Origin of the sequence: Kosakonia radicincitans DSM 16656 (genome assembly GCF_000280495.2) — a bacterium.
Classification (GTDB): Bacteria; Pseudomonadota; Gammaproteobacteria; order Enterobacterales; family Enterobacteriaceae; genus Kosakonia; species Kosakonia radicincitans.
This window is the reverse complement of record NZ_CP018016.1, coordinates 3,469,580-3,493,798: the sequence shown is the minus strand read 5'-3', so window position 1 is coordinate 3,493,798 and position 24,219 is coordinate 3,469,580. Positions and strand designations below refer to the sequence as shown.

The window sequence follows — 24,219 nt, the reverse complement described above, 5'->3', positions numbered from 1 at the left end:
GCTGGCGAACACCTGCCCTTAATGTTTTATTTTTTCTCTTATCCCTGTAGATTGGTATCTCTTCGATAAAGGATTGTCCCTTATGAATCAGAACCTAAGAGATATCTTTCAGGCCGCTGCCGGAAAGTACCTGAGCGCTGTCGATGCCGAAGTCACGCGCTCTCATCAGCATGAAATTGGCGGGCTCGTAAAAGTGGGGTTTGGCGATGTACTGGGACGCCCTGGGAAAGATGAAACGCTGGAGCTCATGTGCAAAATGGTTTATATCACCGATGAAACAGGTGAGCCATTGATTGCTGATGATCTCGTCACCTGGTACGATGTCCGCCGAAAATCAAAGACCCGCGCTCCCGAGTACCGGCTTTACTACCGCGAGAATTCAGTTACTGAATCCATCAATGAAGGTGATTTTCTCCTCATCACAAGGCTGGCTAACGGCTCACTCCTGATGTGTTTCACTCCGGCTGACTCTGTCATTGAAGCGCAACTACGCGAACTGTTTGGATTGTCGGGCCAGCTTGACGAAACATTCCACCGGGCTGACACAGGCGATAAAAAACTTCTCCTGCCTGTGCAGACTCTGTTTGAACAATTGGGAATAAGCTTCGAGTCTGAACAAAAAACCGACAAGGAACTGTTGGCGTTTCTTCTTGAGCACTACCCTGAAGGTCTCCCTAAATCCCATGTATTCTCCGAACTTGCGCGGAAACGTAAACCTGCAAATCCCAGGAAGGATCCAGACGAAGCTCTTATGGAATGGCTCACCGAAGAAGAACATATTTTTCGAACCTACGAGCGCTATCTCGTCAGTAACCGTCTGCGTCATGGATTTGGAGATGATGGCAGTGATGTCGATACCTTCATCGATTTTTCGTTAAGTGTACACAATCGCAGAAAATCACGCATGGGGTTCTCATTTGAAAACCACCTTGGACATCTTTTTAATTTACATGGACTTAAGTTTGAGAAAGGTTCATCGAAAAAGACAACTGAGAATAAGTCAAAACCAGATTTTCTTTTTCCTTCGTTCGATGCATATCACGATAAAAATTATGATGCAGAAAAATTAATTCTGCTTGGTGCCAAAACAACATGTAAAGATCGCTGGCGTCAGGTACTGGCTGAAGGCGACCGTCTTAAGACGAAGTATCTGGTGACAATACAACCCGGCATAAGTAAAGCCCAACTGACTGAAATGAGAGATAAACACCTAAATCTCATAGTCCCCTTTCCATTATGGGAAACCTATCCCCATGATGTTCATCAGGAACTGATGTCGGTAAAAGAATTTATAGAATTAGTGGCATCAACTTAGCATGGCTGAACATTGACGCACGATTATCGACAACCCAAAAATTAATATCGCTGTGATATCATTTCTGTACCAAATACAGCAAACAGTATGGTGAAAGGAGTCAACATGAGCGACGAGGAAGTAAGCAAGTATCCGCATAGCGCTATTTCCACCTGGAGCGGATTTGTCTACCAGGGTAAAGTGGCGCTCTATCATTGTCTCAAATTAATTAGTGCAGGTGATAGTGGATTCGAGTTACAACTGGATAGTACAGATGATTTCGCAATTTACAAAGATGATAAACTCATCAGCGCCCATCAGGTTAAAGCAAAAATTGGTGATTATCGCAGTAACTATAAGGATGCTTTAGAAAAATCGGCCGCAATAGAACTGGATAGAATAGCAGGGATCAAAAGATATTTTCATATATCACAACCCATAAACGACCATAGTGATTACATAGATGCGAATCGCGAACGAGTTGAATTCTATCCATATGGTGAACACCGGCACTGTGAACTTGACAGGATAGAAGATCTAACGAAAGATTTTATTAAAGAAATATATTTCCGTCAGGCCATATTTTTTGATGATAGCCTTATAGATGCAAACTACTGTCTACTATCAGATAAAATTAGCTCACATGCGCTAGCCATTCACAAAAAAATACAAAATGATGGTGATGCTCAACGTAAAGCAGCTTATGAATACCGTATATCGGCAGAAAGTATTCTTGCAGACATAACGGATTCGAGTCCATACGAAAGAAAGGACTACTACGCGATCGAGCTAAAAGCGCGCCTATACACTCACCTGGAAGAAAGGCTAGCTGAATCACTTCCAGGTATGTCGGACGCGGCCTACGAAAGAGCAAGACATATCTACGAGCTTATAAGAGGCTCTGAGGGTGGCGATTTCAAAACACTCTGCCAACTGATGAAGCCCTCAGAAAAGTTTTCACGCATTCAGAACTCTGATATACGTCGGTACACGGACCTCGTGCACACCATTAATGTCGAACCAATTTTAAAACGACTACCGCACTATTTAGACAGCAACAATAAGTTTTACGCACCGACGGCATTGTATTTACCAGAACCAACAGACAAAAAATACTGTACCTCCGAAATTATCGCTGAAATAAAAAATAATGATGATCTAGGCAGGCTGTTGTTCGAATTTAACAATCTCATTGCAGCCAAGGCTAATGAGAGTTTCATAATTGACACCAAGTATACAAACTGCTTCGATATAATCTCCACTGACGATCAAAATCGCATCGACAGCAACATCACCAAAAGTTTATGCATCAGCATTTTAACGAAAGACGACGCAGAGGCTCGACTTAAATGATTATTGACCTCATACATCAAGCTCTGGATGCACACAATTTCTCCAAAATACACGAGAATGACACAACCAGCTTCTATGTTAGAGAGAACGGTACGGCTGTACGATTTGCAGTCTTGCACAGGTTGGATAATTTGATGAAGCCTGGCGATCTTAACGCAACAATCAACCAGTCCGCGCCAGTGGTATTTACATCTGATCCAGCATTTAAAAAGAATTGCGATTTAATCTGCATTCATCACCTTGACAAGCTGGCAGAATTCAAAAATTATGAAGAGCAGATTTTTGAAATCGAAGAAGACCCACATTTCTACAAAAAATACGTACTTTACTATAGTGATGCAGAAGTTGAAGCCATTAAAGGACTAAACTTCACCAAGTTAAACGAATTGATTTCAGATAAAAAACAATTCGATGCTTACAAAAAAGAACCCACATCAGCGACTAAGTACAGTGCGGCTGCTAAGATATTCATTAAGCTGCCTTTTTTGGAGCTTAGTATTAACAAAGCGGAACTAGTTCCACTCCGTTTACAAATTGAAGAGGCTGTGGCAGAAGCAGACCTTACTAAGACGTATGAAACGGTAAAAAAAAACGGCCAATTAAATGCAGAGGATTTGATCAAGGAACTGATTAATGATGAACTGGCAAATTTCTAAAATTGAGATTTCAAGCTTTAAAGCTTTCAAAAAAATTCATCTGGATTTCGGTGATTCATCACTTTTGACATTAGATGGACCCAATGGATTTGGCAAAACTAGCATATTCGATGCTATTGAACTATTGCTAACCGGTAGAATAAAAAGAATTTGTCACCTATTTACAACTTTAATGATGGGTAAAAGAACGAATTATGAAGACAACTTGCTTTGGAATAACCGTTCAGGCAATAATGACCTGACTATAAAAATAGAGTTTATTAGTGGCTTGCACAAGCTTACCCTAGCCAGACATACTCCTGCAGCAAACTTTGACGAGAAATCAAACAATCGAGCAGACCAATTTATCCACCTTAAGCTTTACGAGTTGCCCGAATTCGCGTCCAACGATTATATAGCAGAAAACCTTCGCAACGAAAACATCATTGAGGAGATTTTTGGCAAAAACTTCAAAGAAAATTTTTCTTATTTGAATTATTTGGAACAAGGCCAAAACCAGCTCCTGCACACACGAGTAGACAAACGTAAAGAGGCATTAAACAACCTCTTCAATATTAGTGATGTAAAAGCAGAAACTGATAGCTGTAAAGCTATTGCTTTGCGGCTTACAAAGTTCATTGGTGATCCAAAGCGTGCTGCAGATTTATCAAGGTTAGAAACAGAGGCCAGTTCACTCAAGGAAATGATTCAAGCTGACCTGGGAGCAATTGAATATAAAAAAATTTCTACCGCAGTGCTACAACCTGGCTGGGATAAAGAGAGCCCATTTCCCACCTATTCTGCGGAAATTCATAGAGAATACATTGAGAATATCCAGAGTCTTCAAAGATTGGTTCTGCTAAAGAGTGCAATACAGACCAGAGATAAAAATGACTCGATCGAAAATTTTATTGAACTTAACAAGGACTCCATAAAAAGCCTGGCGCGTTTTGGCAACGATTTGAACAAACTGGATGGTCTCGAATCCACCAAAAAAGAATTGAACCAGCTGTTCAAGCAAGGAGGGATTATCAAACGTGGCGCTACAGTCATCAAGGCCGATGAGGCCAAGAGCCTTATTGGATGGCCCCAAGAGCGCTTAAAATTGTTTCTTGAACAAATAGTTACTCGTGATTTGCTTCAGCAAAAGAGCGCTTCTAATACCAACGCTGCAGCCGAGCTGAATCGTCTAAAAAAAGAGCTGGTGACTGAGCACGCTAAACTCTATCCCAATGATCAGCATTGCCCACTGTGTGGGGCAGAATGGCATTCCCATGATATTATGCTGCAAAAGATTGAGATCCGAACCACGCAGATTAATGACGTGCTAAACACCGATGGTCAGACCCTGATAAATCTCACTGGGCTGATGGCTGCGGAGCTGGCTCAAATTGGCTCTCAGATACAAGGCCGGATAACGCAACTATCCGTTGGTTATAACCAAGCCCTACACAGCTTTCTGCTCCGTGATAAAACACGGTTACCAGCAATTAACCAACTAGCCTCCCGACTTCAAGCCTTAGGGGGAGAGCTAAACCATTCGTTCTCCGAAAATGATGAAGAAGTGGATACTCGAACTCAGTCTTTGATAGCGTTCATCAGAAACCAGAAAATAGCAGAGACAGAGCCTTTGCCGCAAGATTGGAGAAATGTCATCACCTTTGCTTTTAAAGAGTTGCAGGACTTTTATATCGTTGAACTTCAGAATCTGAAAGACAAAGAGCTGTATATCGCAGCTAAAGCAAACGAGGCCCAGAGCGTAAGACTCAAGCAGTGCCTTGATGAGCTACAGGTTATTCAGCGTGAAACCAAAGCAGCGCAGATTGCTAAAGGTAAGGTTACTAACCTAAAGGCTACATTGGAGAAAACAGAACGCCGCTACTCGGAACAAACGATTGCTGAAATTGAGTTGATTTTCCATATTTATAGCGGAAGGCTTATCCAAAACTATCAGCGTGGTTTGGGTCTGTTTATTGAAAGCAAAGATGGTAAAGAGCTCAGGTTTCTTACAGCCGAGAAATCTGAATATGACGCAATTCTGTCGATGAGTTCCGGGCAGGTATCGGCGCTCAGCCTGGGATTTTTCCTCTCGCTGAATAGAGTTTACTCAAACGTACCGCTGATCCTGATCGATGACCCATCCCAGTCGCTGGATGAGGTGAATATTGCCTCTTTGACTGATCTTCTTCGCTGCGAGTTCAGCAATCGTCAGTTGATCGTTTCCTCACACGAGGATGACATTTCCTCCTATATGCGCTATCGGTTTACCAAGGCCGGTTTGAGCACCCGATCGTTAAACATGCAACGCTTAGCTAAGGAAGCTCTGGTCGCTGCAGGCTGAGTCATCATGATAGGGGCATATGGAGCGTGCCCACAGGTCTATGGACTGAGATAGAGGTGTGAAATGTCCGCTTCACGCCCTGAGACATTCGACAAGCTTTTTATGGCTTCAGTAAGGGCGACTTTCGCGCCTCCAGTGCCAGCAAGTATTTCGCCGCATTGACTCAGCATTTTTGTTACCCAATACGCACTGTTGCCTCACCAAAATTGTTACTTTGGCTGTGTGATAAATAATGGACTTGACCTGCCCCCACGATTAGATACAACACTCAGTTAGTAACGTCGGAATCTTCATTCTCAGAATGCCCCTTTCTCCAGCCCGCTGCAAATTCAGACGGTGTCTGATAATTCAGCGTGGAGTGCGGGCGGCATTCGTTATAATCCTGCCGCCAGTCATTAATAATTTTCCTGGCATGAACGATATCGCTGAACCAGTGCTCATTCAAACATTCATCGCGAAATCGTCCGTTAAAGCTCTCAATAAATCCGTTCTGCGTTGGCTTGCCCGGCTGGATTAAGCGCAACTCAACACCATGCTCAAAGGCCCATTGATCCAGTGCACGGCAAGTGAACTCCGGCCCCTGGTCAGTTCTTATCGTCGCCGGATAGCCTCGAAACAGTGCAATGCTGTCCAGAATACGCGTGACCTGAACGCCTGAAATCCCAAAGGCAACAGTGACCGTCAGGCATTCCTTTGTGAAATCATCGACGCAGGTAAGACACTTGATCCTGCGACCGGTGGAAAGTGCGTCCATGACGAAATCCATCGACCAGGTCAGATTGGGCGCCGCCGGACGGAGCAGCGGCAGACGTTCTGTTGCCAGCCCTTTACGACGTCTTCTGCGTTTTACGCCCAGGCCACTGAGGTGATAAAGCCGGTACACACGCTTATGATTAACATGAAGCCCTTCACGGCGCAGCAACTGCCAAATACGACGGTAGCCAAAACGCCTGCGCTCCAGTGCCAGCCCAGTGATGCGCCCTGATAAATGCGCATCAGCAGCCGGACGGTGAGCCTCATAGCGGCAGGTCGACAGGGATAAACCTGTAAGCCTGCAGGCACGACGTTTCGACAGACCGGTCGCATCACACATCAACATCACGGCTTCCCGCTTCTGGTCTGTCGTCAGTACTTTCGCCCAAGAGCCACCTGAAGCGCCTCTTTATCCAGCATGGCTTCGGCAAGCAGCTTCTTGAGTCTGGCGTTCTCTTCCTCAAGCGACTTCAGGCGCTTAACTTCAGGCACCTCCATACCGCCATACTTCTTACGCCAGGTGTAAAACGTGGCATCGGAAATGGCATGCTTGCGGCAGAGTTCACGGGCGGGTACCCCAGCTTCGGCTTCGCGGAGAATACTGATGATCTGTTCGTCGGAAAAACGCTTCTTCATGGGGATGTCCTCATGTGGCTTATGAAGACATTACTAACATCGGGGTGTACTAATCAACGGGGAGCAGGTCAGCAACACGAATCCTTTTTCACCTTCGACATCCACCTCGATATCAAAAAGGGGCTTTTCAAGGCTTAGCGCCGGCGCATCCGTTTTTTTTGCCAGCCATTCAACCGCTTCTGAGAGACTTTCAAGCGTGCTGCGTTCAAGCCCACTGTCAACTGGCACCGGGCATCCGCGCCTGAACAGGGCATGTGCATAACCTTCGCTGCAGATAACAGAGCCATCCATACCTCTGCGAAATGCCAGTATCACCCAATAGGGTGGTCTGGCGCCATCCTGCGCTTCGCCGTTAATGCTCACCCCTCGCTCCGGGCGGAAGACCTGTTCACCGTCCGGCCAGATGAACGAGACTTCGTCCCGGGAAACCTTCGTGGACGTAAAAATCTGAAAGAACATCCGCGTTTTGTTTGCAGGCCAGTGTGCATCCGGACGTTCAAGCGTCTTCATTAGTTGTTCCCTGCCGTTTTCGCTCATACCTGGAGAAAACCGCACGATCTCAGAAAGCTGGCGACCACGTATAAATTCTGTTTGTTCCGTAACGTTCCTGAGCATCTTTATGGATTCAGAGACGCTGCGGGAGGGAAGCGGATACAGGGAGTCAAGGCGGTTAATACCTGCGTCCTCAATAAGAGTAAGCAGCAGCCGCGCTATACGCGGGCGGCGGGTACGACGGGTACGATCGTCAGCCGGTGTGGCGGGACGTCCTGGAGCTTTAACAGTGGTAGCGGCATCATCCAGAGGTAGAAAATCGCGGTAGCTTATTCGTCTGCTGCCTGCAGTTTTTCGGGTGCCGGCACGGGTTGCTCCTTCATCCCCACTGAAAGGGCGGTACATACGGCAGGAAATATCATGTTCGTGGCTGAATCCTGCCAGGAAGAGTGTGCCGGTATCCTTCATCAGGTTTGCGCTGTTGCGGGCTGGGTGTTCTCCACGTACGCAGTCACATTCAAGCCAGGCCTCTTTCTGCCGCATTTCCTGAAGTACCGAACCGGCTAATGCCAGTTCGCCAGTACTCAGCGGCTCGCGAGAGCTGTAGTAAGCCTTGACGGCGTCTTCCTCCTCGGGCCGCAGCCAGCGGATTGATCCACCTGTGGGGTTTTTCTTGCGAACCAGCTGCATGGCCATGGATATGTCCTCAGAATGTCAGTTACGGAGTGTGTCAGATGACTGTTGTCGGAGCAGGGTGACGGCGTCCTGTTCAGGCATTGAAAACTGTACACGGTGGCGGGCGGCGACATCGAGCGCGAACACCTTCGTGTAGACTTCCGTCGAGCTGACCGATTTGTGTCCCATCAGACTCTGCAGCACCTTGAGCGGAATACCGGCGTAGAGCATGTGCATGGCATAGCTGTGCCGGAACGTGTGCGGCGTCACCGGCACAGAGAATGTCACGCCGTCGGCCGCTGCAGCGTCCACGGCTTCACTAATCCACGTTCTTACCGTACGGTCAGTGATTTCCCACAGTCGCGCCTTTTCGGTCCGGCCGGTGCGTTTGTTTCTGCGTTCGAGCGGAATTTTCAGGGTGGCCACCATCATCTCCAGCTGGCTGACATAGAGGTTATCTGACAGCGGGACCAGACGGTGGGGCGTGGCACCGGCGGGTGTCCGGCCGGCACTGCGGGCCGCTTTCTCTTCACGCTGTTTGAGGGTGGCCAGCTGCACAAACGGATACGGTGATACCAGCGAAAAATCCCCCCGCGTCAGGGCCAGGGCTTCGTTGATGCGCGCGCCGGTGTTCCACAGGGTGGCCAGTAACATCCTGCGGTGCAGGTCCGGGACATAATGCAGCAGGGCATTGATTTCCGGGGCCAGCAGATATTTTGGCAGTTCATCATGCACCAGAGCCATCTGGCGCAGTGCCAGCGCAGCCGGATAATCGATGGTCACCGGCAGCGACGGTGTCTGATGAAAGGACTGAGAATGGGGAATCACGCTGCTCACAAATCCAGGTTCTCCGGGTAGTTCAGATCGTCTAACATTTTTCTTTCTTCAGCGGCTTCTTTAGCCCTCCGACGACGCGCCTTTCTCCATACGTCCCACATAACACGCTGAGCTGACCATTCCGAAATCGCAAGACGTGTTTCTGGAAATTCGGCCACCCTGCGCAGGCGTCTGACCTGGATGATGGCTTTTAGCCCCAGACGGGCATACTGATACTGGCGCTCACGGAAGTATTCGTAACGCTGGCCGAAACAGTCTGCGTCCGCGACGAACGCAATAGCTTTATGGGCTTCCTGCTGCAGAACGATGAGCTCCCTGATTCGATACATCAGACGTGCATCAAGAACCTGCCAGTCGCCACTGACGTTTGTGAAACTGAGATCAGGATAGCCGACGGTTGGCTCTCGGGTCGGTTCGGGATCGTCATTATTCTCACCCGCATCAGTTGCAACATCGGAGCAGGACTCGGCGAAATTTTCCAGCAGAAATACCAGCTCGGTGGCAATAAAATGCTGCTCCCGTTTTAGCTTTTCGTCTGATGCCCGTTTCTCACGCCGGAGCGTGAACCGGTGCGTCAGCATGACAGCTGCAATTGCCGCTCCGGCCGTAATAATCGCGGTGGCCACGTTACCCCAGATACCTGGCCCCTGCATAAACACCTGCACGGTGACCGGATGCGAGGCCACAGCCGCCATTCCTTCTGCCACATTTTCCTGCATTGATTTCGTTCTCCTGCCAGTTCGCTAAATCCCGTCAGGCCTGGTCCGGCATAAAACGGCCCGGCTCAAACGGCCAGCGGTCTCCCCCGGAATATCCTTCGATCCATTCCAGCTGCCCCTGGTTAAAGTACAGGTGATAGCACTGACGGGCGCATACGGTGATGCAGCCGTCAAACCCGGTCTCATTAAGTTCATCTGCGTCATCCGGCCAGCGGAGCAGACGGCCCTCAGCGGAGATCTCGTAAAAGGCACATTCACAGTCCAGGTCTTTGGTCTGGTATTCAGATTCCGTTTCGCCGTCCGGCATCCGGTAGCGAAACGTGACAGTATCGAACATCCCCATACAGGGCTCCTTATCTTGTTGGTAAATCCCGCCGTCAGGCTTGTATCGACCAGCGTCATCGTCCCCTAACGATAATGGGGCGGACGCGGCATTTTCCTGGTTTGCTCCGCGCTCTCCGCCATGATCAGAGGCAATTCCGGCGAAATGCTGTCCGAGTTCAGGGGTACTTCCAGCGCCCCGTCCGGTCTCTGATAAAATGCAGGGGCCTCATGGTCGGCCAGCATTCTCCAGCTGCATGGATCAGAAGTAACCTCCCTGCGGGCGACCAGCCCTCCCAGTTCATCAAGCAGGGCAACCAGCGGCTCGCCGGTGTATGGTGCGGGGCCGGAGTAAAACCAGACACTGCAATATTCCTGGTTCATGAGATCCGACCCCAGATCTTGAATTTGCATTTATTCCCCAACGTTAATTATCCCGCCCTGAAATCATCTCACCCTGACGTCATTCTTCCTTTCGTATTATCGCGCGACGTAAAAATCACACGCCTGATAATAAGCAGACATATAACCACGCCATTAAATTACCGGATGCGGGTTTCAGCCTGATCCGACTTTTGCGCGATAAGAGACTTTCCGGAAGTGTACCACGCACACGAAATAAGCAAAGCGGCCTTTTCGCCCCCTGCGTGCCGGGTCACGGGGCAGGGCGAAAACACAACATCTGGTATGAGATGTATCTGACTGAAGCACTAGATGTTGTGTTTCTGCGCCGCCGCGCGCCGGGGCGTGTTCCGGAGATCCGGGTCTGACAGAAATCGGATCTGCGGAATGATGAGTGACAAAAAAGCGTCTTTAAACTGGACATATACGGGTTCTTAACGTACATTCACGTATAAAAGTCGTACTAAGCCGGTTTAACCCCATATTCACTGAAAAAGAGAGGTCCCCGTGGACATGAAAGATCAGCGTATTGAACTTCGTCTTCCTCAGCAGCAACTTGAGGAGCTGGACGATTTTATTGCCGGCATTGAAGGCCAGTATAAACCCACTCGCTCTGACGTACTGCGTTCATTTATCGCACAGGGCGTGCGGGGCAAATTTACGCCTGCCAATCAGGAAGCTGAGATGTTCCCCCTGGCGGCGCGCCTGAACCTCTTTTTTCAGATTTGCCAGCAACTGACTCGTGACGGAAAGCCGCTCAATGCTCTTTCACGCGCTTACGACAGCCAGCGATATATGGTCAGGGATTTCCGCGAGAGTACCGTTACGGCTGAAACGCTGGTCCGCCGGGTTTATCTGCAGCGCATGACCTGGTTCTTTGAGCTGGATGCCCCGCACCTCAGATCCATTAATACCGATCTTGACCAGGAAATGATTCTGGCCCTGATTAATCCGCAGCACAGCCCTGAGGTCTGTAAAATTCTGGACGGTGTGACGGCGCTGCGTGACATGTTCTCGGATATTAAAACGGTACTGGACACGGCCAGAAAGGATATAGAGTACAATTCTGACAGCGAGCTGACCCGCAAGATGCTGAACCGCATTGACATGTGCTCGGAAGATAACAGGCTGCCGCTAACGTTCAAAGGGTATCCGGATACAGCAGCCTTTAAGCTGCAGATCGAGATGTGGGCAATGCTTGACTGGATTGAACGGGGGGAAGGCGACCGGCGTATCGTCGATTCAAGACTGCGTTGTGATGAGGATCTGACGGACAGGTATGCCGTCATGCTTGAGGTTTACCAGAATATCTGCAGTCAGCAGAGATTCGATCTCGACGGCCTGCAACAGCTGGTCAGAAGCCCTCAGTTCCACAGTCTCTGAACCTGGTGAAATCCCCGGAAGGGGCTTTTTTTGTTGCCGGTCAGCCGGTCAGTGACCCGCGAACCACATTCATCATGTGTTGATAGTGATTTGCCTGGCTGGCAGTAAGCCGCAGGCCCTCTGCCCAGCATTCATCCGAGAATTTCAGCGCTTCTTCTCCGGTGCGCTGCTCCGGTTACGACAGCGCTGGTCCTCCGGGCACTGACCAGCAGCTGTCTGCCCTTCCGTCTTGCTTGCTATCTGTGGGTGCCCATGACACATCAGGTCAGTGAGTGCGCCCCATGACTATCCGGTATTGATACCTTCAGGAAACAGCAATCTCCGGCGCATGCTCCCTGATTACGTTTAAAATAGCATTACTTCGCTCATAAATTTCACTGAAAAACGGAATATCTTTTTTTAAGACTGAGTACTGTTCTATGATCACGGTACGGTCATACAGCGCCTGCAATAGGCTTTCGTATATAGAAAATTCGGCTTTAAAATACTCCAGATCCCATACAAGATTATTTTTGCCATTTATGTATGACTGCAGGCGGGGCAAAAGAACCTTAGCTTCTTTTCTGATCTCCCCCAAAAGCCTCTCATAAATTTCATTATCGTCAGCATCCTGGCCAATCCGCGCACTGAACAGATCAAAATCGTAGCGAAAGGGGTTCTGTTGCCTGTCCATTTCAATATGGTTCAGGTAGCCCGATTCCTGCATGGCCTCCGTCATTTCCCCGTCAAGCCCGGGGGACGTTCTGTTTTCGAACACGGCCTGCGTAATGTCGTTTAACGTCGTGACAGTCACTTCCCCGTCTGAGTCCCCCACGGTTTTGATACCGTGATTTTTTAAAATACCGAGTGCCGTTTCCACAAAACGAACCGTGTTTTTTGCATGACTGGCGTGCGGCGAAACCTCAAGCGCGAATGCCGCCTCGTTTTCGGAAGCAGGACGGACCATATCCGGGACTGTCACCAGAAGTCCGCACCGTTCAAGATCAGCCGGCGAGCAGAAATTCGCATCACTGACAAGATTTATGCCTGCTTTTTTAAAGCATTGCGCTACTAAACGTGAACAAAACTGCTTTCTGCTGTTTTCACGGAATTGCCTCGTAAATTCAGGGCCTTTTACTAAAATGGCTTCAGCAACTGAATACTGGCTGCCCACAAGGTAACGGGCCTGATTGCACACAATTGTTGTTATTTCTTGTCCCGGATCTCTGGCCAGCCTAAGGACTTTGAAATCAGATATGGCCCTTACCGCCGATCGGTTTGGAATCCGACTGAAAACGCCTCCGGCCCTTGTGGCTTCAATAATCGTCCCGCCAACATATATCATTGCATGAGAGTAGTGGCCGCCGGTTTGCTTGCAGATTATATCTGAGTGCATTTCATACCCCCGCTCGAGAATAATATCTCCGGGACGGAGGCGGTCATGACGCAGTATGAAATACGGGCCCGCATAATCATTCGAGCTTGTAAATTTTCCCATCTTTTAATCTCCATGTTGTATTTGTGTGTTTGATCTGTCCGGGCTGCAGGAACTCGACTTTAACAATGGTTTACCTCATGGGGTCAGTAACGGCCCCGTTTCAGTTCACGTACACAGGGATCATACTCATCGGCATAGCCACCAAAGTCATGGCTGGGCATGAAGTACCATTTTTCGCCGTCCCAGCCGACTATCCGGGTGGTCGGTTTGGTTTTATTCAGAACAACAATACAGACACCGGCGAGAGACCCCGGAGGAAGAAACCGTTGCACCACACACTCACGATTACCGACATCAATCCAGCCTTTGACGTGAATTTCAGGATGGTTCATTGCTTATCTCTATGTGATGGAATTACTTACCGTACTGTATCCAGTTATAGGACATGATCATGCCTCCATTCCGCACCCGACACCAGTATGTTGAAGTGGCGTTGCCCTGATACAGCCAGCTCCTGTATGTGGATTTCCAGTCCTGACCTCGCTGCCACCGATCCTCCCAGTGACTCAGGTACTGAGCGGCAATCTCTGGTGCGTACTCAATATCAAGCAGAGCGCCTCACAACTGCCGATAAAAAGCGGCAGCACCAATATTCTATCGCATAAAAACATTGAATTCTCAAATTCTATCGCATAGATTTGATTGAAAATTGTATTCGTTCGTCTAAAGAGGTTTTCTATATGAAAGATATGAAGGCTGTTGTTGTATTTACCGGGAAGGATTTGAACATAATGAGAACTGAGGGTGGGTCAGGTTACTGGCATGCGAGAACTGACAGGCTCAATGATGCCGAATACCTCATAGCTGTAAGAAACAGAAGAGAAACGTGGGCAGTAAAAGACCTGAAACACGGTACAGCATTCCTGATAGCCAAAATTACCGGGTGTTTTAAAAATCCCGATTATGACGACAGGAACGTCATAACCTTTGATGAGTACGCAGAAATTCACTCTCCCGACGCATGGAAAATGCTAACCGGTGGTCAGCGTTATCCTGTCGCTTACCTGAATGCACAAGAAGCCTTTTTACGTATTGGGGTAACAGCGAAACAACTTGAATGGAAGAAATTCCATCCATCATCCCCATTGGTACCTAATGCAGTCGTTCCGAATCAGGCTGTAGAAAAAACAGAACAACTCTCCTTTAACGAGGCAATTGAAAGAGCCAAAAAGGATATTAGCAGCGCAACAGGGATTGATAGCTCTGCCATAACGATAAGCATCAAGATCTGATGAAGCGTGAAAATTACGCAGCCACATTCTCTACCCGAATCGCGCTCCTGAGGATAACAACGCTGTCAGTGGCGGCGAGGTGGCAAGGATACTCGGGGAGCATATCAATACCGGGTTAGCGAAAATGCTTACGGCATGATGTGCCCATTTTCCCGGTCCACCGGACCGGGTTTCACACCGCAACAGATTTAGGGGACAAGGAGCTGCCGGATGTCCACTGTAGCCTCGTGTGGATCAGTGATATCACTGTTCTGCGTCAGCTCATCAATATACTGGCGGATTTTCTTAATCTGTCGCAGGTAATAACACAGCTTAAGGGCTATCTGTGTCCTGAAATCAGAAAGCCCGCGCCAGCGGAATTCATTATTCCGAATTGAATCAACTTTTTCATACGGGTGATCTTTATATATTTTAAACACCTCAGCATGCAGCGCTGCAAAATTATCTTGGTCTTTCAGGCGCGGATCTGAATCGTAAATTTCCATGGCATCAGGCAAGTTATTCTGCTCCAGCAGGACCCAGCCATACAGGAGTTGGCTTGCCGGCATCTCGCCGGACCACAATCTGCCTAGTCTGTCGCCATGAATGTACATCTCCAACAACGCTGTGAGGCGATTTTCAAGCTGGGCCAGTTTAGTGAGTAATTGCCCCTCGGCACTGTCAATCTGATTATTGATCGCCAGATTCAGTTCAAGCATATAAAAAAACAGATTGATATGGGCATCGGTGATGCCACTGAATCGCCGCAGGGACTCTACACCTGGTTTTTCCTGTAAATGTAATTCATCCGTAAGAATGGCTCCCAGGTTTTCCAGAATTGCATAGAGATCGATACCGCGTACTTCCACGGCCTCCCATCTCTGCGGTGAAGGCTTTCTGAAACAGGCATCATACTGGTCAATAAACTGCTGATACTTGATACCCGCAGCATTAAACCGCTCCCCCCTGAGATCGTCCAGTATTCGGGTGATCTGTAGGCGGACCTCCTGCTTAAAGGTTTCCACATCAATATCATTATAGAATGTGATGTTCATCTGCTGGCTTATCAGATAGGGCGGGAGCGCGTCTGGCAAGCGCTCATTAGAAACGAAACGGCCGGTGGCGGGATTTCTGGCAGCCTGACGTGGCGGTTCCAAGACTGGATCTTTGGCTTTTGCCATCCTCTCAAACTCAGTACGGGTCGTTATATTAATAGGCATGCTTATCTCCGGGTGTCAGGGCTGAGAAAAAGCATTATTAAAACGTAAAAGCTTCACACCCGCAAAAATTCCGGGTTTTGCGGTTTTCGGATCTGTGTGTCAACAGAGTGGAACTACTGCTACTTTGGCAAAAACAATTGATGATTATTGCTTTAACCGCACTATTGTCATAAATGCAATAATTAACAGACTCTATTGCCTGAAAAGAAACATATGATGATGTTTACCCCCTGCACTCATCCGTAACCTGTTTAATGCGGTTCGGGTTCATATCAAATATTTATTAACCGGCGATGGAAATAAAATGAAGTCGGAACGGGATCGCCTTAATATAAATGAAATTATGCGGAGCCTCCCTCCGGGCATTCATCAGCAATTGAATTAAGGTATCAAGGAATGTATCCCGTATTTGAGAATGGATCCTGCTGGGTCAAGGTGGATTTTCATCTTCATACTGATGCAGATAAAGAATTTCGCTATGTCGGGGAACCCGACAGATATATTCGCGACTACGTCAGTGCTCTGAAAGCGGCTGAAGTGGAAGTGGGCGTGATAACCAATCACAATAAATTCGATCCCCGCGAGTTTAAGGCATTGCGCAAAGTCGCTCGCAGTGAAGGCACGGAGCTTCTTCCCGGCGTGGAGCTGTCCGTTAATGATGGTCAGGCCGGCGTGCACACGCTCGTGGTGTTTGCCGATGAGTGGTTTATCAATCAGCAGCAGACGAACCATATTGAAAGTTTCCTGACAGCCACGTTTGCGGGTGTTGATAATTTTGAGAACGAAAATGCCCGTTCAACAGAAAATATCACGCAGACCATCCAGCGCCTTGACCGGTATGAACGGGATTACTTTATTGTATTTGCCCACGTGGAGTCCCATAACGGGTTATGGGGTGGGCTGAGCCCTGGCCGAATCGGGGAGCTTTTTGATAATGAGCTTGTCCGCCGGCGCGTAATGGGATTTCAGAAGGTGATGACTCATGACCTGCGAGTCAAAATTCAAGGCGCGCTCGGTGAGCGCTATCCGGCCGAAGTCCAGGGGTGCGATGCCAAAACGCTGGAGCAGATCAGCGCCAGAAAAGTCGCCAGCTATCTGAAGCTGGGTGATTACAGTTTTGAAGCTGTCCGGTTTGCGCTGCAGGATTTCCCGCACCGCGTTAGTGGGGAGAAACCGCACCTGACTCACAGCCATATCCGCCAGATAGCATTCGAGGGAGCCGGTTCGCTCGGCGGAACCGTGGTGAAGTTATCTCCGGAGCTGAACACCCTGATAGGGATCCGGGGCAGCGGCAAATCCTCCATCCTTGAAGGGATCCGCTATGCTCTGGACATTCCATTTGGCGAAAAGGCCTCTGACCGCGACTACAAAGATAATCTGGTCAGTAATTTACTCAAAAGCGGTGGGAAAATCACCCTTGACGCCGTATGCCGTCACGGGCTGGCCTATCAAATAATCCGTATTTTCGGTCAGGAGCCGCAGGTCATTTTTGACGGCCAGGCCCGGCACGGGGTGGCGATTCGGGAAACGGTTCTGCACAAGCCGGTGTATTTTGGCCAGAAAGATCTGTCCAATACCGGCGCAGGATTTGAACACGATCTGATTGAAAAACTGGTCGGGGAACGCCTGGCCCCCGTGCGGAACAAAATCCGGCAGCAGAATGCAGTCGTCCTCGACAGATTACGCGAGTTTCGTCGTCTGAAAACATCAGGAGAAGCACTCTCCGAATGGCAGGCGAAAGAGAAGGATGCGCAGTTCCGCCTGCGCTTTTATGCCCAGCACGGGATGGAAGAAAAACTGGAGCGTCAGACCACCTTTGGGCGGGATGAGCGCTATCTCAGCAGTACTACTTCCCTGGCAACCCGTGCACTGGACAGTCTGCAGGATGGGATCAGGGAAACACTTGATGAGCTGAAGCAGGAGAAGAAACACGAGTCAGCGCATAACCAGGCAGACATCGATGATTACAGTGCGGGATATGATCGCTTCACGGCCCATCTCGACTCCCTGAACACCGTAGTGGACGGCGCCCGCCGGCTTCTCACAGAACTCGATACGAAGCAGCAGGCCTTCCTGGAGAAAAAGCTGGCGCTGACGGAAGAATTTGCTGAAATTGAGCGTGGCTTGGCTGAAGAGCTGAGGCTGGCAGGCGTGGAAAAAGCCGATCCAGCTGACTTTCTGAAGCTGAAGGCCGGGCTGGAAACCGCGGAACAAAAAATCGCTGAGCTGACCCGGGCAGAAACGAGCCAGGCGTTACTGGAGAAGAGCCTGACAGAATCGCTGAACCGGCTGTCCGAGCTCTGGGTAGAAGAATATCATGAAATTGAAGCCGTGCTGGCCGACATCAGTCAGGCAAATTCACCCCTGAAAATCGTTCCGGCCTTTGCTAACGATAAAAGAGCCATGCAGTCTATTCTGAAAGAAGCGTTTACCGGCAGCCGGCTGCGGGAAAGTACCTACCAGACCGTGGTTGACAACTTCAGAGACTTTGGTGAACTCTGGCTGAACAGGGACAAACTTCCGGAGGTTATCAACAGCTCTGCTGAGACGTTCAGCGAGTATCTGGAACAGCAGATTGAATCGCTGATTACCTGGCAAATACCCAATACCTACTCCATTGAATTCCGTGGCAAACCACTGGAACAACACTCGCTGGGCCAGCGCGCCTCCGCTTTAATGCTGTTTGTTCTGAATCAGCAGGATAATGATGTGGTGATCATCGATCAGCCCGAAGACGACCTGGACAATCAGACGGTTTATGACGACGTGATTAAAATCATCCGGGCGATGAAACCCCGTACCCAGTTTATCTTTGCCACTCACAATGCCAACATTCCGGTTCTCGGTGACGCAGAGAATGTTTGTGCCTGTAAATATGAAAGTGGAAAGATCCAGACAACTGGGGGAGGCGTGGATGCCCCGCTTGTACAACAGCACATCATTTCTGTGATGGAGGGAGGGCGGGAAGCCTTTGAGCGGCGCAGGGAAGTGTACGGCTCATGGCTCAGTAAAACCTGATTCCCTTATGCTTAATGAACATGCCGAAAAAGCCGCAGATGCGGCTTTTTCAATTTCCGACTCTACCTTTTTCGGATCTCAGCGGAAAAAGAGAAGAAAGCGTATAGGTCATGCATATCCATATGCCTGACATCTGCATAGGTATGGCATACGCATATCCTCACCATCTGCATATGCTTTACCTATACAAACCTGTTCCGAAGGCATATACTTCACCTATGCGGGAATACTCCCTGGCACACTCAGCATATGAGGAAAAACCATGCGCACAGTCTCTATTTTTAAAAACGGCAACAACCGCGCCATCCGTCTGCCCCGCGATCTGGATTTTGAGGGGGTGAGCGAGCTGGAGATCGTCCGGGAAGGGGACAGCATCATCCTGCGTCCCGTCCGGCCGACCTGGGGCTCGTTCGCGCAGCTCGAAAAAGCTGACCCGGACTTTATGGCGGAGCGCGAGGACGTTGTCAGCGACGAAGGACGGGTTAACCTGTGAACAAAATCTATATGCTCGACACGAACATCTGCTCGTTCATCATGCGCGAGCAGCCGGAAGCCGTGCTGAAGCGCCTGGAGCAGGCGGTGCTGCGGGGTCACCGCATTGTGGTTTCGGCCATTACCTACGCCGAGATGCGCTTCGGCGCCACCGGGCCGAAGGCCGCGCCGCGTCACGTCCAGCTGGTTGACGCGTTCTGCGCCCGCCTCGATGCCATCCTGCCCTGGGATCGCGCCGCGGTGGACGCCACCACGGAGATTAAGGTGGCGCTGCGCATGGCCGGCACGCCGATTGGCCCGAACGACACGGCGATTGCCGGACACGCCATCGCCGCCGGCGCCGTGCTGGTGACGAATAATACGCGGGAATTTGAGCGGGTGCCGGGTCTTGTGCTGGAAGACTGGGTAAGATAACGCTGAAAACAAAACAGGCGGTCTGGCGCTGCCGGACACTCTTTCAGTCAGCGGTATATAAAGGAATAAAAGATGCCTCTGATCACGCGGCTTATGCTGCAAAACTTTAAAAAGTTTCCGGAACTGGACCTGCGCTTCACTCATGACCGTAACATTCTGGTCGGGGACAATGAGTCCGGGAAAAGCACGATTCTGCTGGCCCTTGACCTTGTGCTGAGTGACAGCCGGCACCGGGTCGAGGCACTGGGTGTGGAATCGCTCCTGTCCCAGTCAGCCGTCAGGCAGTTTCAGGAAGGTGAGCGCCGCGCCGATCGGTTACCCGTGCTGACAGCTGACGTTTTCCTGAGTAACGGGGGAGATCCTGACCTGAACGGCAGGCAAAATCTGGCGGGTATCGATGCGGATGGTCTCAGAATGCGCATTGCACCCATGACGGAGGAATACGCTCAGGATATTCACCATGTCCTGCAGCAGGATCCCGATAATTTTCCCTATGAATACTATTCCGTGCGGTTCAGCACCTTCTCCGGCGGTCATTTCGCCGGCTTCAGACGCTATCTGCGCCATCTGCTGTTAGACAGTGCACGCATCGATAACGAGCACGCCGCACAGGAATATACGCGCACGGTTTACAGCGTCAATGTGCCGGTGGCCGATCGGTACCGGCTTGAAAACAGTTACCGGCAACAGAAAATGCACTTCTGCACCCGGCATCTGTCCGCCATAAACGACACGCTGGAAACGTATCAGTTTGGCGTGCGTTCCGGTGCCAAATCAGGTCTTGAGGCGAATCTGGACATTACCGAGGACGGTATTTCCATTCGTCACCGTGGAAAAGGAAGGCAGTGCTTCATCAAAACGGTGTTTGCACTGCAGCGGCATCAGCAGCAGGGAGAGCTCCACGCACTGTTGCTTGAGGAGCCGGAGAATCATCTCAGCCATGTCAGTATGAAGAGGCTGGTTAATCAGCTTGCCGCTGAACGGCAGACGCAGGTGTTTATTGCCACACACAGCAGCCATATCTCCTCCCGCCTCGATCTGCGTAAGGCAATCCTCCTCGGGCCTGCCCGGCCGGTACTGATGAATGAACTTTCCGCTGAGACTGCCGCCTTCTTTATGAAAGCACCGGATAATAACGTGCTGGAATTTGCGCTGGCCAGACGTGTGCTGCTCGTGGAGGGGGATGCTGAGTTTATTCTGATCGAGGCCTTTTATCGCCGCCTGTATGGCAGGGCGCCGGAGGATGACGGGGTTCACATCATCGCTATCGGCGGAACGAGTTTCCGTCGTTATCTTGAGCTGGCCCGTCTTCTGGAAAATCGCGTCGCGGCCCTTCGTGATAATGACGGCAACTACCAGCAAAACTGCGATGAACGCTATGCTGACGTGCTTTGTTCCCGCACCCGGGTATTTGCCGATCGCGACAACACCCGATCCACATTTGAAATCTGCCTGTATCAGGATAACGCTGATCTGTGTGATGCGCTTTTCCGCGGAACCCGCCGGACACTCACGGTGCAGGAATACATGCTGGCCAATAAGGCAGAAGCAGCATTCCGGCTGTTACAGCTGCACGCCGAAGAGCTGACAGTACCTGATTATATTCAGGGGGCACTGGCATGGATAAGAGAGTGATATTTGCGGTTGCCGGCTCGGGCAAGACCACGCTGCTGATACGACGGTTGAGTGAGGACCGGCGGACGCTGCTCCTGACCTTCACAGTGAATAATGAAGCGCATCTGCGGGCGCAGATTATCAGACGTTTTGGCTTTATCCCGGACGGGATCAGGGTGATGACCTGGTTTGAGTTTCTGCACGGTTTTTGCTTCCGGCCTTTCCTGCAGGAGCAGCTGGCATCGCGTGGCCTGAGCTTCGACCAGCCCCCACCCGGAATACCGCGCACGAATGCCCGGCATTATCAGGATCCCGCCGGACGGCTGTATCACCGGCGGCTCGCACACCTGCTGACAGCCCGGGGGCTGCTGCCGGATATCCGTACCCGGCTTGCCCGTTACTACGATGAACTGCTTGTCGATGAAGTTCAGGACTTTGCCGGACATGACTTTAATTTTCTGCTGGAGCTCTGCCGCGCGGAAATCACTGTGCTCTGTTGCGGCGATTTTTATCAGCATACCTTTGACACAAGCCATGACGGCAACGTTAATTCAACGCTGCACGATGACATTACGCGATATGAGGCCCGCTTCGATGCAGCCGGTTTCACTGTTGACCGGGACACGCTCAACCGGACATGGCGTTGCTCGGCTTCAGTGTGCGAGTTTATCACCGGGCAGCTGAACATCCGTATCGCTGCCCATGGGACACATGCCACCCTGATTGAAACGATCGCAGATGCAGAGCGCGCTGCCACCCTGCACGCTGATAATACGGTGATTAAGCTCTTCTATCGTGAACATCACCGTTACGGCTGTTACTCGCTGAACTGGGGCGTTAGTAAAGGGCTCGACCACTTTCAGGATGTCTGCATTGTGATGGGACCCACACACTGGAAGCTTCTGAATCGTCAGGAACTGGCAGCCCTTCCGCCGTCGTCCCGTAACAGGCTGTACGTGGCATGCTCACGGGCGCGCGGCAACATTTATTTTGTCTCAGAAACTCATCTGCGCCGATTCAGGGTCTGAATCAGTTGATCCTCCATTGCGCAATATCCAGTAAAACAAGCTCTTCTTGGCCGCACACACCTGTATTTCGTTCAGATTCGGAAGGGATTTCATAAGCACTCCGGATGTAGTAGACAACGCCTGTTTCTGCGTGTAATCTACCATCTAGTTGATTGGTTGGTTTTCAATTAATCATTAATTTAATCCGCACTGTATCTCAGGAGTTAAAATGACTGATTTAAAAAAACCTTTTGCTGACGCTAATGTTATTCGCGGTACACGAGAAGCTATTCGCCAGCATCCAGAACTGGGCAATCTCACCTTTAACATGAAGAGTAAATCCAACGGTGGAGTATCCGTCCGAGTGGAAACTCATGCGACTATCCAGAACGGCAAGGTTGATACCAGTCGCTCCGGAAAATTTGCTAATGTTGGCGATGAACCTGCTGATTTATCGGGTACGGATAGCGGTATGGGCCCAGCTGAATACATTTTGCAGGCACTTGCCGGTTGTTATACCGCGACTCTGACTGTGATGGCGGCAGAAAAGGGCATTGAACTTGATGGTATTGAACTTGACCTGAATTTCGACATTAATCTGAACGGTTTCCTGGGTCTTGACGAAAAAGTTCGCAACGGGGCGAAAGCGATCCGTGTTGGCGTTAAGCTCTCCAGTCCGACCGCCAGCCGTGAACAGCTTGAAGAAATGGTTCGTGCTCTCCCAGAAAGCTCGCCGATCCACGATACCCTGGCGAACCCGGTCAGTATTGATACCCGGTTGGTGTAGGTAAAACTCAGAGAGGGAAATGCCTGAACACTGTCATTTCCCTACTGCCTGATGGCTATTAACTCCGACCAAAACGCGTTATCAGAGAAGGTTAAATTACTGTTGTGAACTGATGTCCCCTTGCAGGGAACAACAGGCGCAGATAATATCTACCAACTAGTAGATTATAATTGTGAGGATTATATGTCAGTCATGACACGAGAAAGGCTTCTGAATGAAACGGACCATCTGATGCGCGAACGGGGTTACTCTGCATTCAGCTATGCTGATTTGTCAAAGAGTATTGGTATCACTAAGGCCAGTATTCATCACCACTTCCCAACCAAAGACGTTTTGGGCGAACAAGTGGTGATTCAGGCCCATACCGATACCAAAAACCGATTTGAACAGATTGAAAAGACGGAGAATACGGTTGCGCAGATGCTTACCGCTTACGTGGAGCTTTTCATCGAGAGCTATCGCACGTCGCGTATGCCGCTGTGCTGTGCTTTGTCTGCGGAAATGGCCAATCTGCCACCGAATATCAGAGTTCAGGCGACCGAATATTTCGATATGCAGATTGCCTGGTTGACCAAAATTGTCAGCCGTGGCGTTGATGCAGGGGAACTGACTGCTGACTTGCCGCCATCAAAAATGGCGCTGCTTATTTTGAATTTATGCGAGGGCGCTAGCGTTGTTTCCCGGGCGATTAATAAGCCTGAGCTTTTCAACGATACGCTTGAACAGATCCTAATGATTGTTAAAAGAAAATAATTCTGGAGATGACCCCATGTTAGACTGGAACGAATACCGCTCAGAAGTGATGCAACGTGTTGGTGATCTGGGTAAGCTGACCCCGGAAACGCTAAAAGGCGTCATGGCTTTGGGCAACGCCGGCAATAAGACCAACCTTCTGGGCGCGAAAGTGCGTGAACTGATTGCACTGGCTTGTGCGGTGACGACTCGCTGTGATGGTTGCATCGCCGTCCATGCCGAAGCTGCCGTTAAAGCTGGCGCCACAGAAGAAGAAATTGCTGAAGCCCTGGGTGTGGCGATCAACCTGAATGCAGGCGCTGCAGTTGTCTATTCAGCACGTACGCTGGATGCGATTAAGCAACTGAAAGCGTAATAGTTATCGCGCTGAAAATATAAAAGGGCA

At 49.9% G+C, this 24,219-nt stretch carries 22 protein-coding genes and 1 pseudogene; 14 read left to right on the top strand and 9 right to left on the bottom strand.

Annotated elements, in window-relative coordinates; translation table 11 throughout:
* The first annotated feature begins 82 nt into the window (after positions 1-82).
* The 4 genes from Y71_RS16880 (at position 83) to Y71_RS16865 (ending at position 5,623) form a co-directional block, all read left to right on the top strand.
* Positions 83-1,315 carry a type II restriction endonuclease gene (locus Y71_RS16880; RefSeq protein ID WP_007374361.1) on the top strand — a complete coding sequence of 411 codons (1,233 nt, stop codon included), beginning with the start codon at positions 83-85 and terminating at the stop codon, positions 1,313-1,315.
* 105 nt (positions 1,316-1,420) lie between these two features.
* A complete protein-coding gene (locus Y71_RS16875) occupies positions 1,421-2,647 on the top strand; it encodes an ABC-three component system protein (protein ID WP_007374362.1) in 1,227 nt (408 codons plus the stop codon).
* The gene (locus Y71_RS16870) at positions 2,644-3,303 is read left to right on the top strand and encodes an ABC-three component system middle component 1 (RefSeq protein WP_035943293.1); all 660 of its coding nucleotides are present in this window, start codon (positions 2,644-2,646) and stop codon (positions 3,301-3,303) included. Before Y71_RS16875 ends, Y71_RS16870 begins: the two co-directional genes overlap by 4 nt.
* Positions 3,281-5,623 (top strand): AAA family ATPase, encoded by a 2,343-nt coding sequence (locus tag Y71_RS16865; protein WP_236946442.1) that lies wholly within the window; start codon positions 3,281-3,283, stop codon positions 5,621-5,623. The genes Y71_RS16870 and Y71_RS16865 overlap by 23 nt, the downstream gene beginning before the upstream one ends.
* Positions 5,624-5,891: 268 nt before the next feature.
* Here the strand turns inward: Y71_RS16865 and Y71_RS16860 are convergent.
* From Y71_RS16860 to Y71_RS30405, 6 genes and pseudogenes are all read right to left on the bottom strand, one after another.
* Positions 5,892-7,012, bottom strand: a protein-coding gene (locus Y71_RS16860; RefSeq protein ID WP_107224802.1) for an IS3-like element ISSen4 family transposase whose coding sequence is annotated in 2 segments (ribosomal slippage) — positions 5,892-6,754 and positions 6,754-7,012 — 1,122 coding nt in all. Because the reading frame shifts where the segments join, the coding sequence is not laid out codon by codon here.
* A 72-nt stretch (positions 7,013-7,084) separates the two neighbouring features.
* Positions 7,085-8,200: pseudogene (locus Y71_RS16850) on the bottom strand (DUF8535 domain-containing protein); the annotation flags it as partial.
* A gap of 18 nt (positions 8,201-8,218) precedes the next feature.
* A complete protein-coding gene (locus Y71_RS16845; RefSeq protein ID WP_236946469.1) occupies positions 8,219-8,923 on the bottom strand; it encodes a site-specific integrase in 705 nt (234 codons plus the stop codon).
* 89 nt (positions 8,924-9,012) lie between these two features.
* A complete protein-coding gene (locus Y71_RS16840; protein WP_007374369.1) occupies positions 9,013-9,735 on the bottom strand; it encodes a hypothetical protein in 723 nt (240 codons plus the stop codon).
* Positions 9,736-9,769: 34 nt separating this feature from the next.
* Complete coding sequence (locus Y71_RS16835; RefSeq protein WP_007374370.1) at positions 9,770-10,078, bottom strand: hypothetical protein; 309 nt, start codon at positions 10,076-10,078, stop codon at positions 9,770-9,772.
* A gap of 65 nt (positions 10,079-10,143) precedes the next feature.
* Positions 10,144-10,470, bottom strand: a complete 327-nt coding sequence (locus Y71_RS30405) for a hypothetical protein (RefSeq protein ID WP_035943297.1) — start codon at positions 10,468-10,470, stop codon at positions 10,144-10,146.
* Positions 10,471-10,971: 501 nt separating this feature from the next.
* Here Y71_RS30405 and Y71_RS16825 point away from each other — a divergent pair.
* On the top strand, positions 10,972-11,841 hold the full coding sequence (locus Y71_RS16825) for a hypothetical protein (protein WP_007374372.1): 870 nt from the start codon (positions 10,972-10,974) through the stop codon (positions 11,839-11,841).
* 304 nt (positions 11,842-12,145) lie between these two features.
* On the opposite strand, the gene Y71_RS16820 is transcribed toward Y71_RS16825, so the two are convergent.
* Complete coding sequence (locus tag Y71_RS16820) at positions 12,146-13,318, bottom strand: YiiX/YebB-like N1pC/P60 family cysteine hydrolase (RefSeq protein ID WP_007374373.1); 1,173 nt, start codon at positions 13,316-13,318, stop codon at positions 12,146-12,148.
* Positions 13,319-13,401: 83 nt separating this feature from the next.
* Positions 13,402-13,650: a hypothetical protein gene (locus tag Y71_RS16815; RefSeq protein WP_007374374.1), complete on the bottom strand. Its 249-nt coding sequence runs from the start codon at positions 13,648-13,650 to the stop codon at positions 13,402-13,404.
* A 348-nt stretch (positions 13,651-13,998) separates the two neighbouring features.
* Between Y71_RS16815 and Y71_RS16810 the strand changes: the two genes are divergently transcribed.
* Positions 13,999-14,550, top strand: coding sequence for a hypothetical protein (locus tag Y71_RS16810; RefSeq protein ID WP_081120804.1), 552 nt, complete (start codon positions 13,999-14,001; stop codon positions 14,548-14,550).
* A 188-nt stretch (positions 14,551-14,738) separates the two neighbouring features.
* Here Y71_RS16810 and Y71_RS16805 read toward each other — a convergent pair whose 3' ends face one another.
* A complete protein-coding gene (locus Y71_RS16805; RefSeq protein WP_007374377.1) occupies positions 14,739-15,749 on the bottom strand; it encodes a hypothetical protein in 1,011 nt (336 codons plus the stop codon).
* 396 nt (positions 15,750-16,145) lie between these two features.
* Here Y71_RS16805 and Y71_RS16800 point away from each other — a divergent pair, with 396 nt between their 5' ends.
* The 8 genes from Y71_RS16800 to Y71_RS16765 all read left to right on the top strand — a co-directional run bounded on the left by Y71_RS16800 (position 16,146) and on the right by Y71_RS16765 (position 24,189).
* Entirely contained in the window at positions 16,146-18,767 is a 2,622-nt protein-coding gene (locus Y71_RS16800; RefSeq protein WP_007374378.1) for a TrlF family AAA-like ATPase, read from the top strand.
* A 262-nt stretch (positions 18,768-19,029) separates the two neighbouring features.
* Positions 19,030-19,260 (top strand): type II toxin-antitoxin system VapB family antitoxin, encoded by a 231-nt coding sequence (gene vapB / locus Y71_RS16795; protein ID WP_007853351.1) that lies wholly within the window; start codon positions 19,030-19,032, stop codon positions 19,258-19,260.
* Positions 19,257-19,673, top strand: coding sequence for a type II toxin-antitoxin system VapC family toxin (locus Y71_RS16790; protein ID WP_007374381.1), 417 nt, complete (start codon positions 19,257-19,259; stop codon positions 19,671-19,673). Before vapB ends, Y71_RS16790 begins: the two co-directional genes overlap by 4 nt.
* Before the next feature lie 72 nt (positions 19,674-19,745).
* Positions 19,746-21,308 carry an ATP-dependent nuclease gene (locus Y71_RS16785; RefSeq protein ID WP_007374382.1) on the top strand — a complete coding sequence of 521 codons (1,563 nt, stop codon included), beginning with the start codon at positions 19,746-19,748 and terminating at the stop codon, positions 21,306-21,308.
* Positions 21,293-22,315 carry a DEAD/DEAH box helicase gene (locus tag Y71_RS16780; RefSeq protein ID WP_007374383.1) on the top strand — a complete coding sequence of 341 codons (1,023 nt, stop codon included), beginning with the start codon at positions 21,293-21,295 and terminating at the stop codon, positions 22,313-22,315. Before Y71_RS16785 ends, Y71_RS16780 begins: the two co-directional genes overlap by 16 nt.
* A 208-nt stretch (positions 22,316-22,523) precedes the next feature.
* A complete protein-coding gene (locus Y71_RS16775; protein ID WP_007374384.1) occupies positions 22,524-23,081 on the top strand; it encodes an OsmC family protein in 558 nt (185 codons plus the stop codon).
* 183 nt (positions 23,082-23,264) lie between these two features.
* Complete coding sequence (locus Y71_RS16770; RefSeq protein WP_035943306.1) at positions 23,265-23,834, top strand: TetR/AcrR family transcriptional regulator; 570 nt, start codon at positions 23,265-23,267, stop codon at positions 23,832-23,834.
* A gap of 16 nt (positions 23,835-23,850) precedes the next feature.
* Positions 23,851-24,189: a carboxymuconolactone decarboxylase family protein gene (locus Y71_RS16765; protein WP_007374386.1), complete on the top strand. Its 339-nt coding sequence runs from the start codon at positions 23,851-23,853 to the stop codon at positions 24,187-24,189.
* Positions 24,190-24,219 lie beyond the last annotated feature (30 nt).

Bases quoted from the DNA above. Each gene is read 5' to 3' on its own strand.
- Y71_RS16870 (WP_035943293.1), top strand. From the start codon at position 2,644: ATGATTATTGACCTCATACATCAAGCTCTGGATGCACACAATTTCTCC.
- Y71_RS16805 (WP_007374377.1), bottom strand. From the start codon at position 15,749: ATGCCTATTAATATAACGACCCGTACTGAGTTTGAGAGGATGGCAAAA.
- Y71_RS16765 (WP_007374386.1), top strand. From the start codon at position 23,851: ATGTTAGACTGGAACGAATACCGCTCAGAAGTGATGCAACGTGTTGGT.
- Y71_RS16785 (WP_007374382.1), top strand. From the start codon at position 19,746: ATGCCTCTGATCACGCGGCTTATGCTGCAAAACTTTAAAAAGTTTCCG.
- Y71_RS16800 (WP_007374378.1), top strand. From the start codon at position 16,146: ATGTATCCCGTATTTGAGAATGGATCCTGCTGGGTCAAGGTGGATTTT.
- Y71_RS16835 (WP_007374370.1), bottom strand. From the start codon at position 10,078: ATGGGGATGTTCGATACTGTCACGTTTCGCTACCGGATGCCGGACGGC.
- Y71_RS16845 (WP_236946469.1), bottom strand. From the start codon at position 8,923: ATGGCTCTGGTGCATGATGAACTGCCAAAATATCTGCTGGCCCCGGAA.
- Y71_RS16865 (WP_236946442.1), top strand. From the start codon at position 3,281: ATGATGAACTGGCAAATTTCTAAAATTGAGATTTCAAGCTTTAAAGCT.
- Y71_RS16825 (WP_007374372.1), top strand. From the start codon at position 10,972: ATGAAAGATCAGCGTATTGAACTTCGTCTTCCTCAGCAGCAACTTGAG.
- Y71_RS16880 (WP_007374361.1), top strand. From the start codon at position 83: ATGAATCAGAACCTAAGAGATATCTTTCAGGCCGCTGCCGGAAAGTAC.
- Y71_RS16815 (WP_007374374.1), bottom strand. From the start codon at position 13,650: ATGAACCATCCTGAAATTCACGTCAAAGGCTGGATTGATGTCGGTAAT.
- Y71_RS16775 (WP_007374384.1), top strand. From the start codon at position 22,524: ATGACTGATTTAAAAAAACCTTTTGCTGACGCTAATGTTATTCGCGGT.
- Y71_RS16780 (WP_007374383.1), top strand. From the start codon at position 21,293: ATGGATAAGAGAGTGATATTTGCGGTTGCCGGCTCGGGCAAGACCACG.
- Y71_RS16820 (WP_007374373.1), bottom strand. From the start codon at position 13,318: ATGGGAAAATTTACAAGCTCGAATGATTATGCGGGCCCGTATTTCATA.
- vapB (WP_007853351.1), top strand. From the start codon at position 19,030: ATGCGCACAGTCTCTATTTTTAAAAACGGCAACAACCGCGCCATCCGT.
- Y71_RS16810 (WP_081120804.1), top strand. From the start codon at position 13,999: ATGAAAGATATGAAGGCTGTTGTTGTATTTACCGGGAAGGATTTGAAC.
- Y71_RS16840 (WP_007374369.1), bottom strand. From the start codon at position 9,735: ATGCAGGAAAATGTGGCAGAAGGAATGGCGGCTGTGGCCTCGCATCCG.
- Y71_RS16770 (WP_035943306.1), top strand. From the start codon at position 23,265: ATGTCAGTCATGACACGAGAAAGGCTTCTGAATGAAACGGACCATCTG.
- Y71_RS30405 (WP_035943297.1), bottom strand. From the start codon at position 10,470: ATGCAAATTCAAGATCTGGGGTCGGATCTCATGAACCAGGAATATTGC.
- Y71_RS16875 (WP_007374362.1), top strand. From the start codon at position 1,421: ATGAGCGACGAGGAAGTAAGCAAGTATCCGCATAGCGCTATTTCCACC.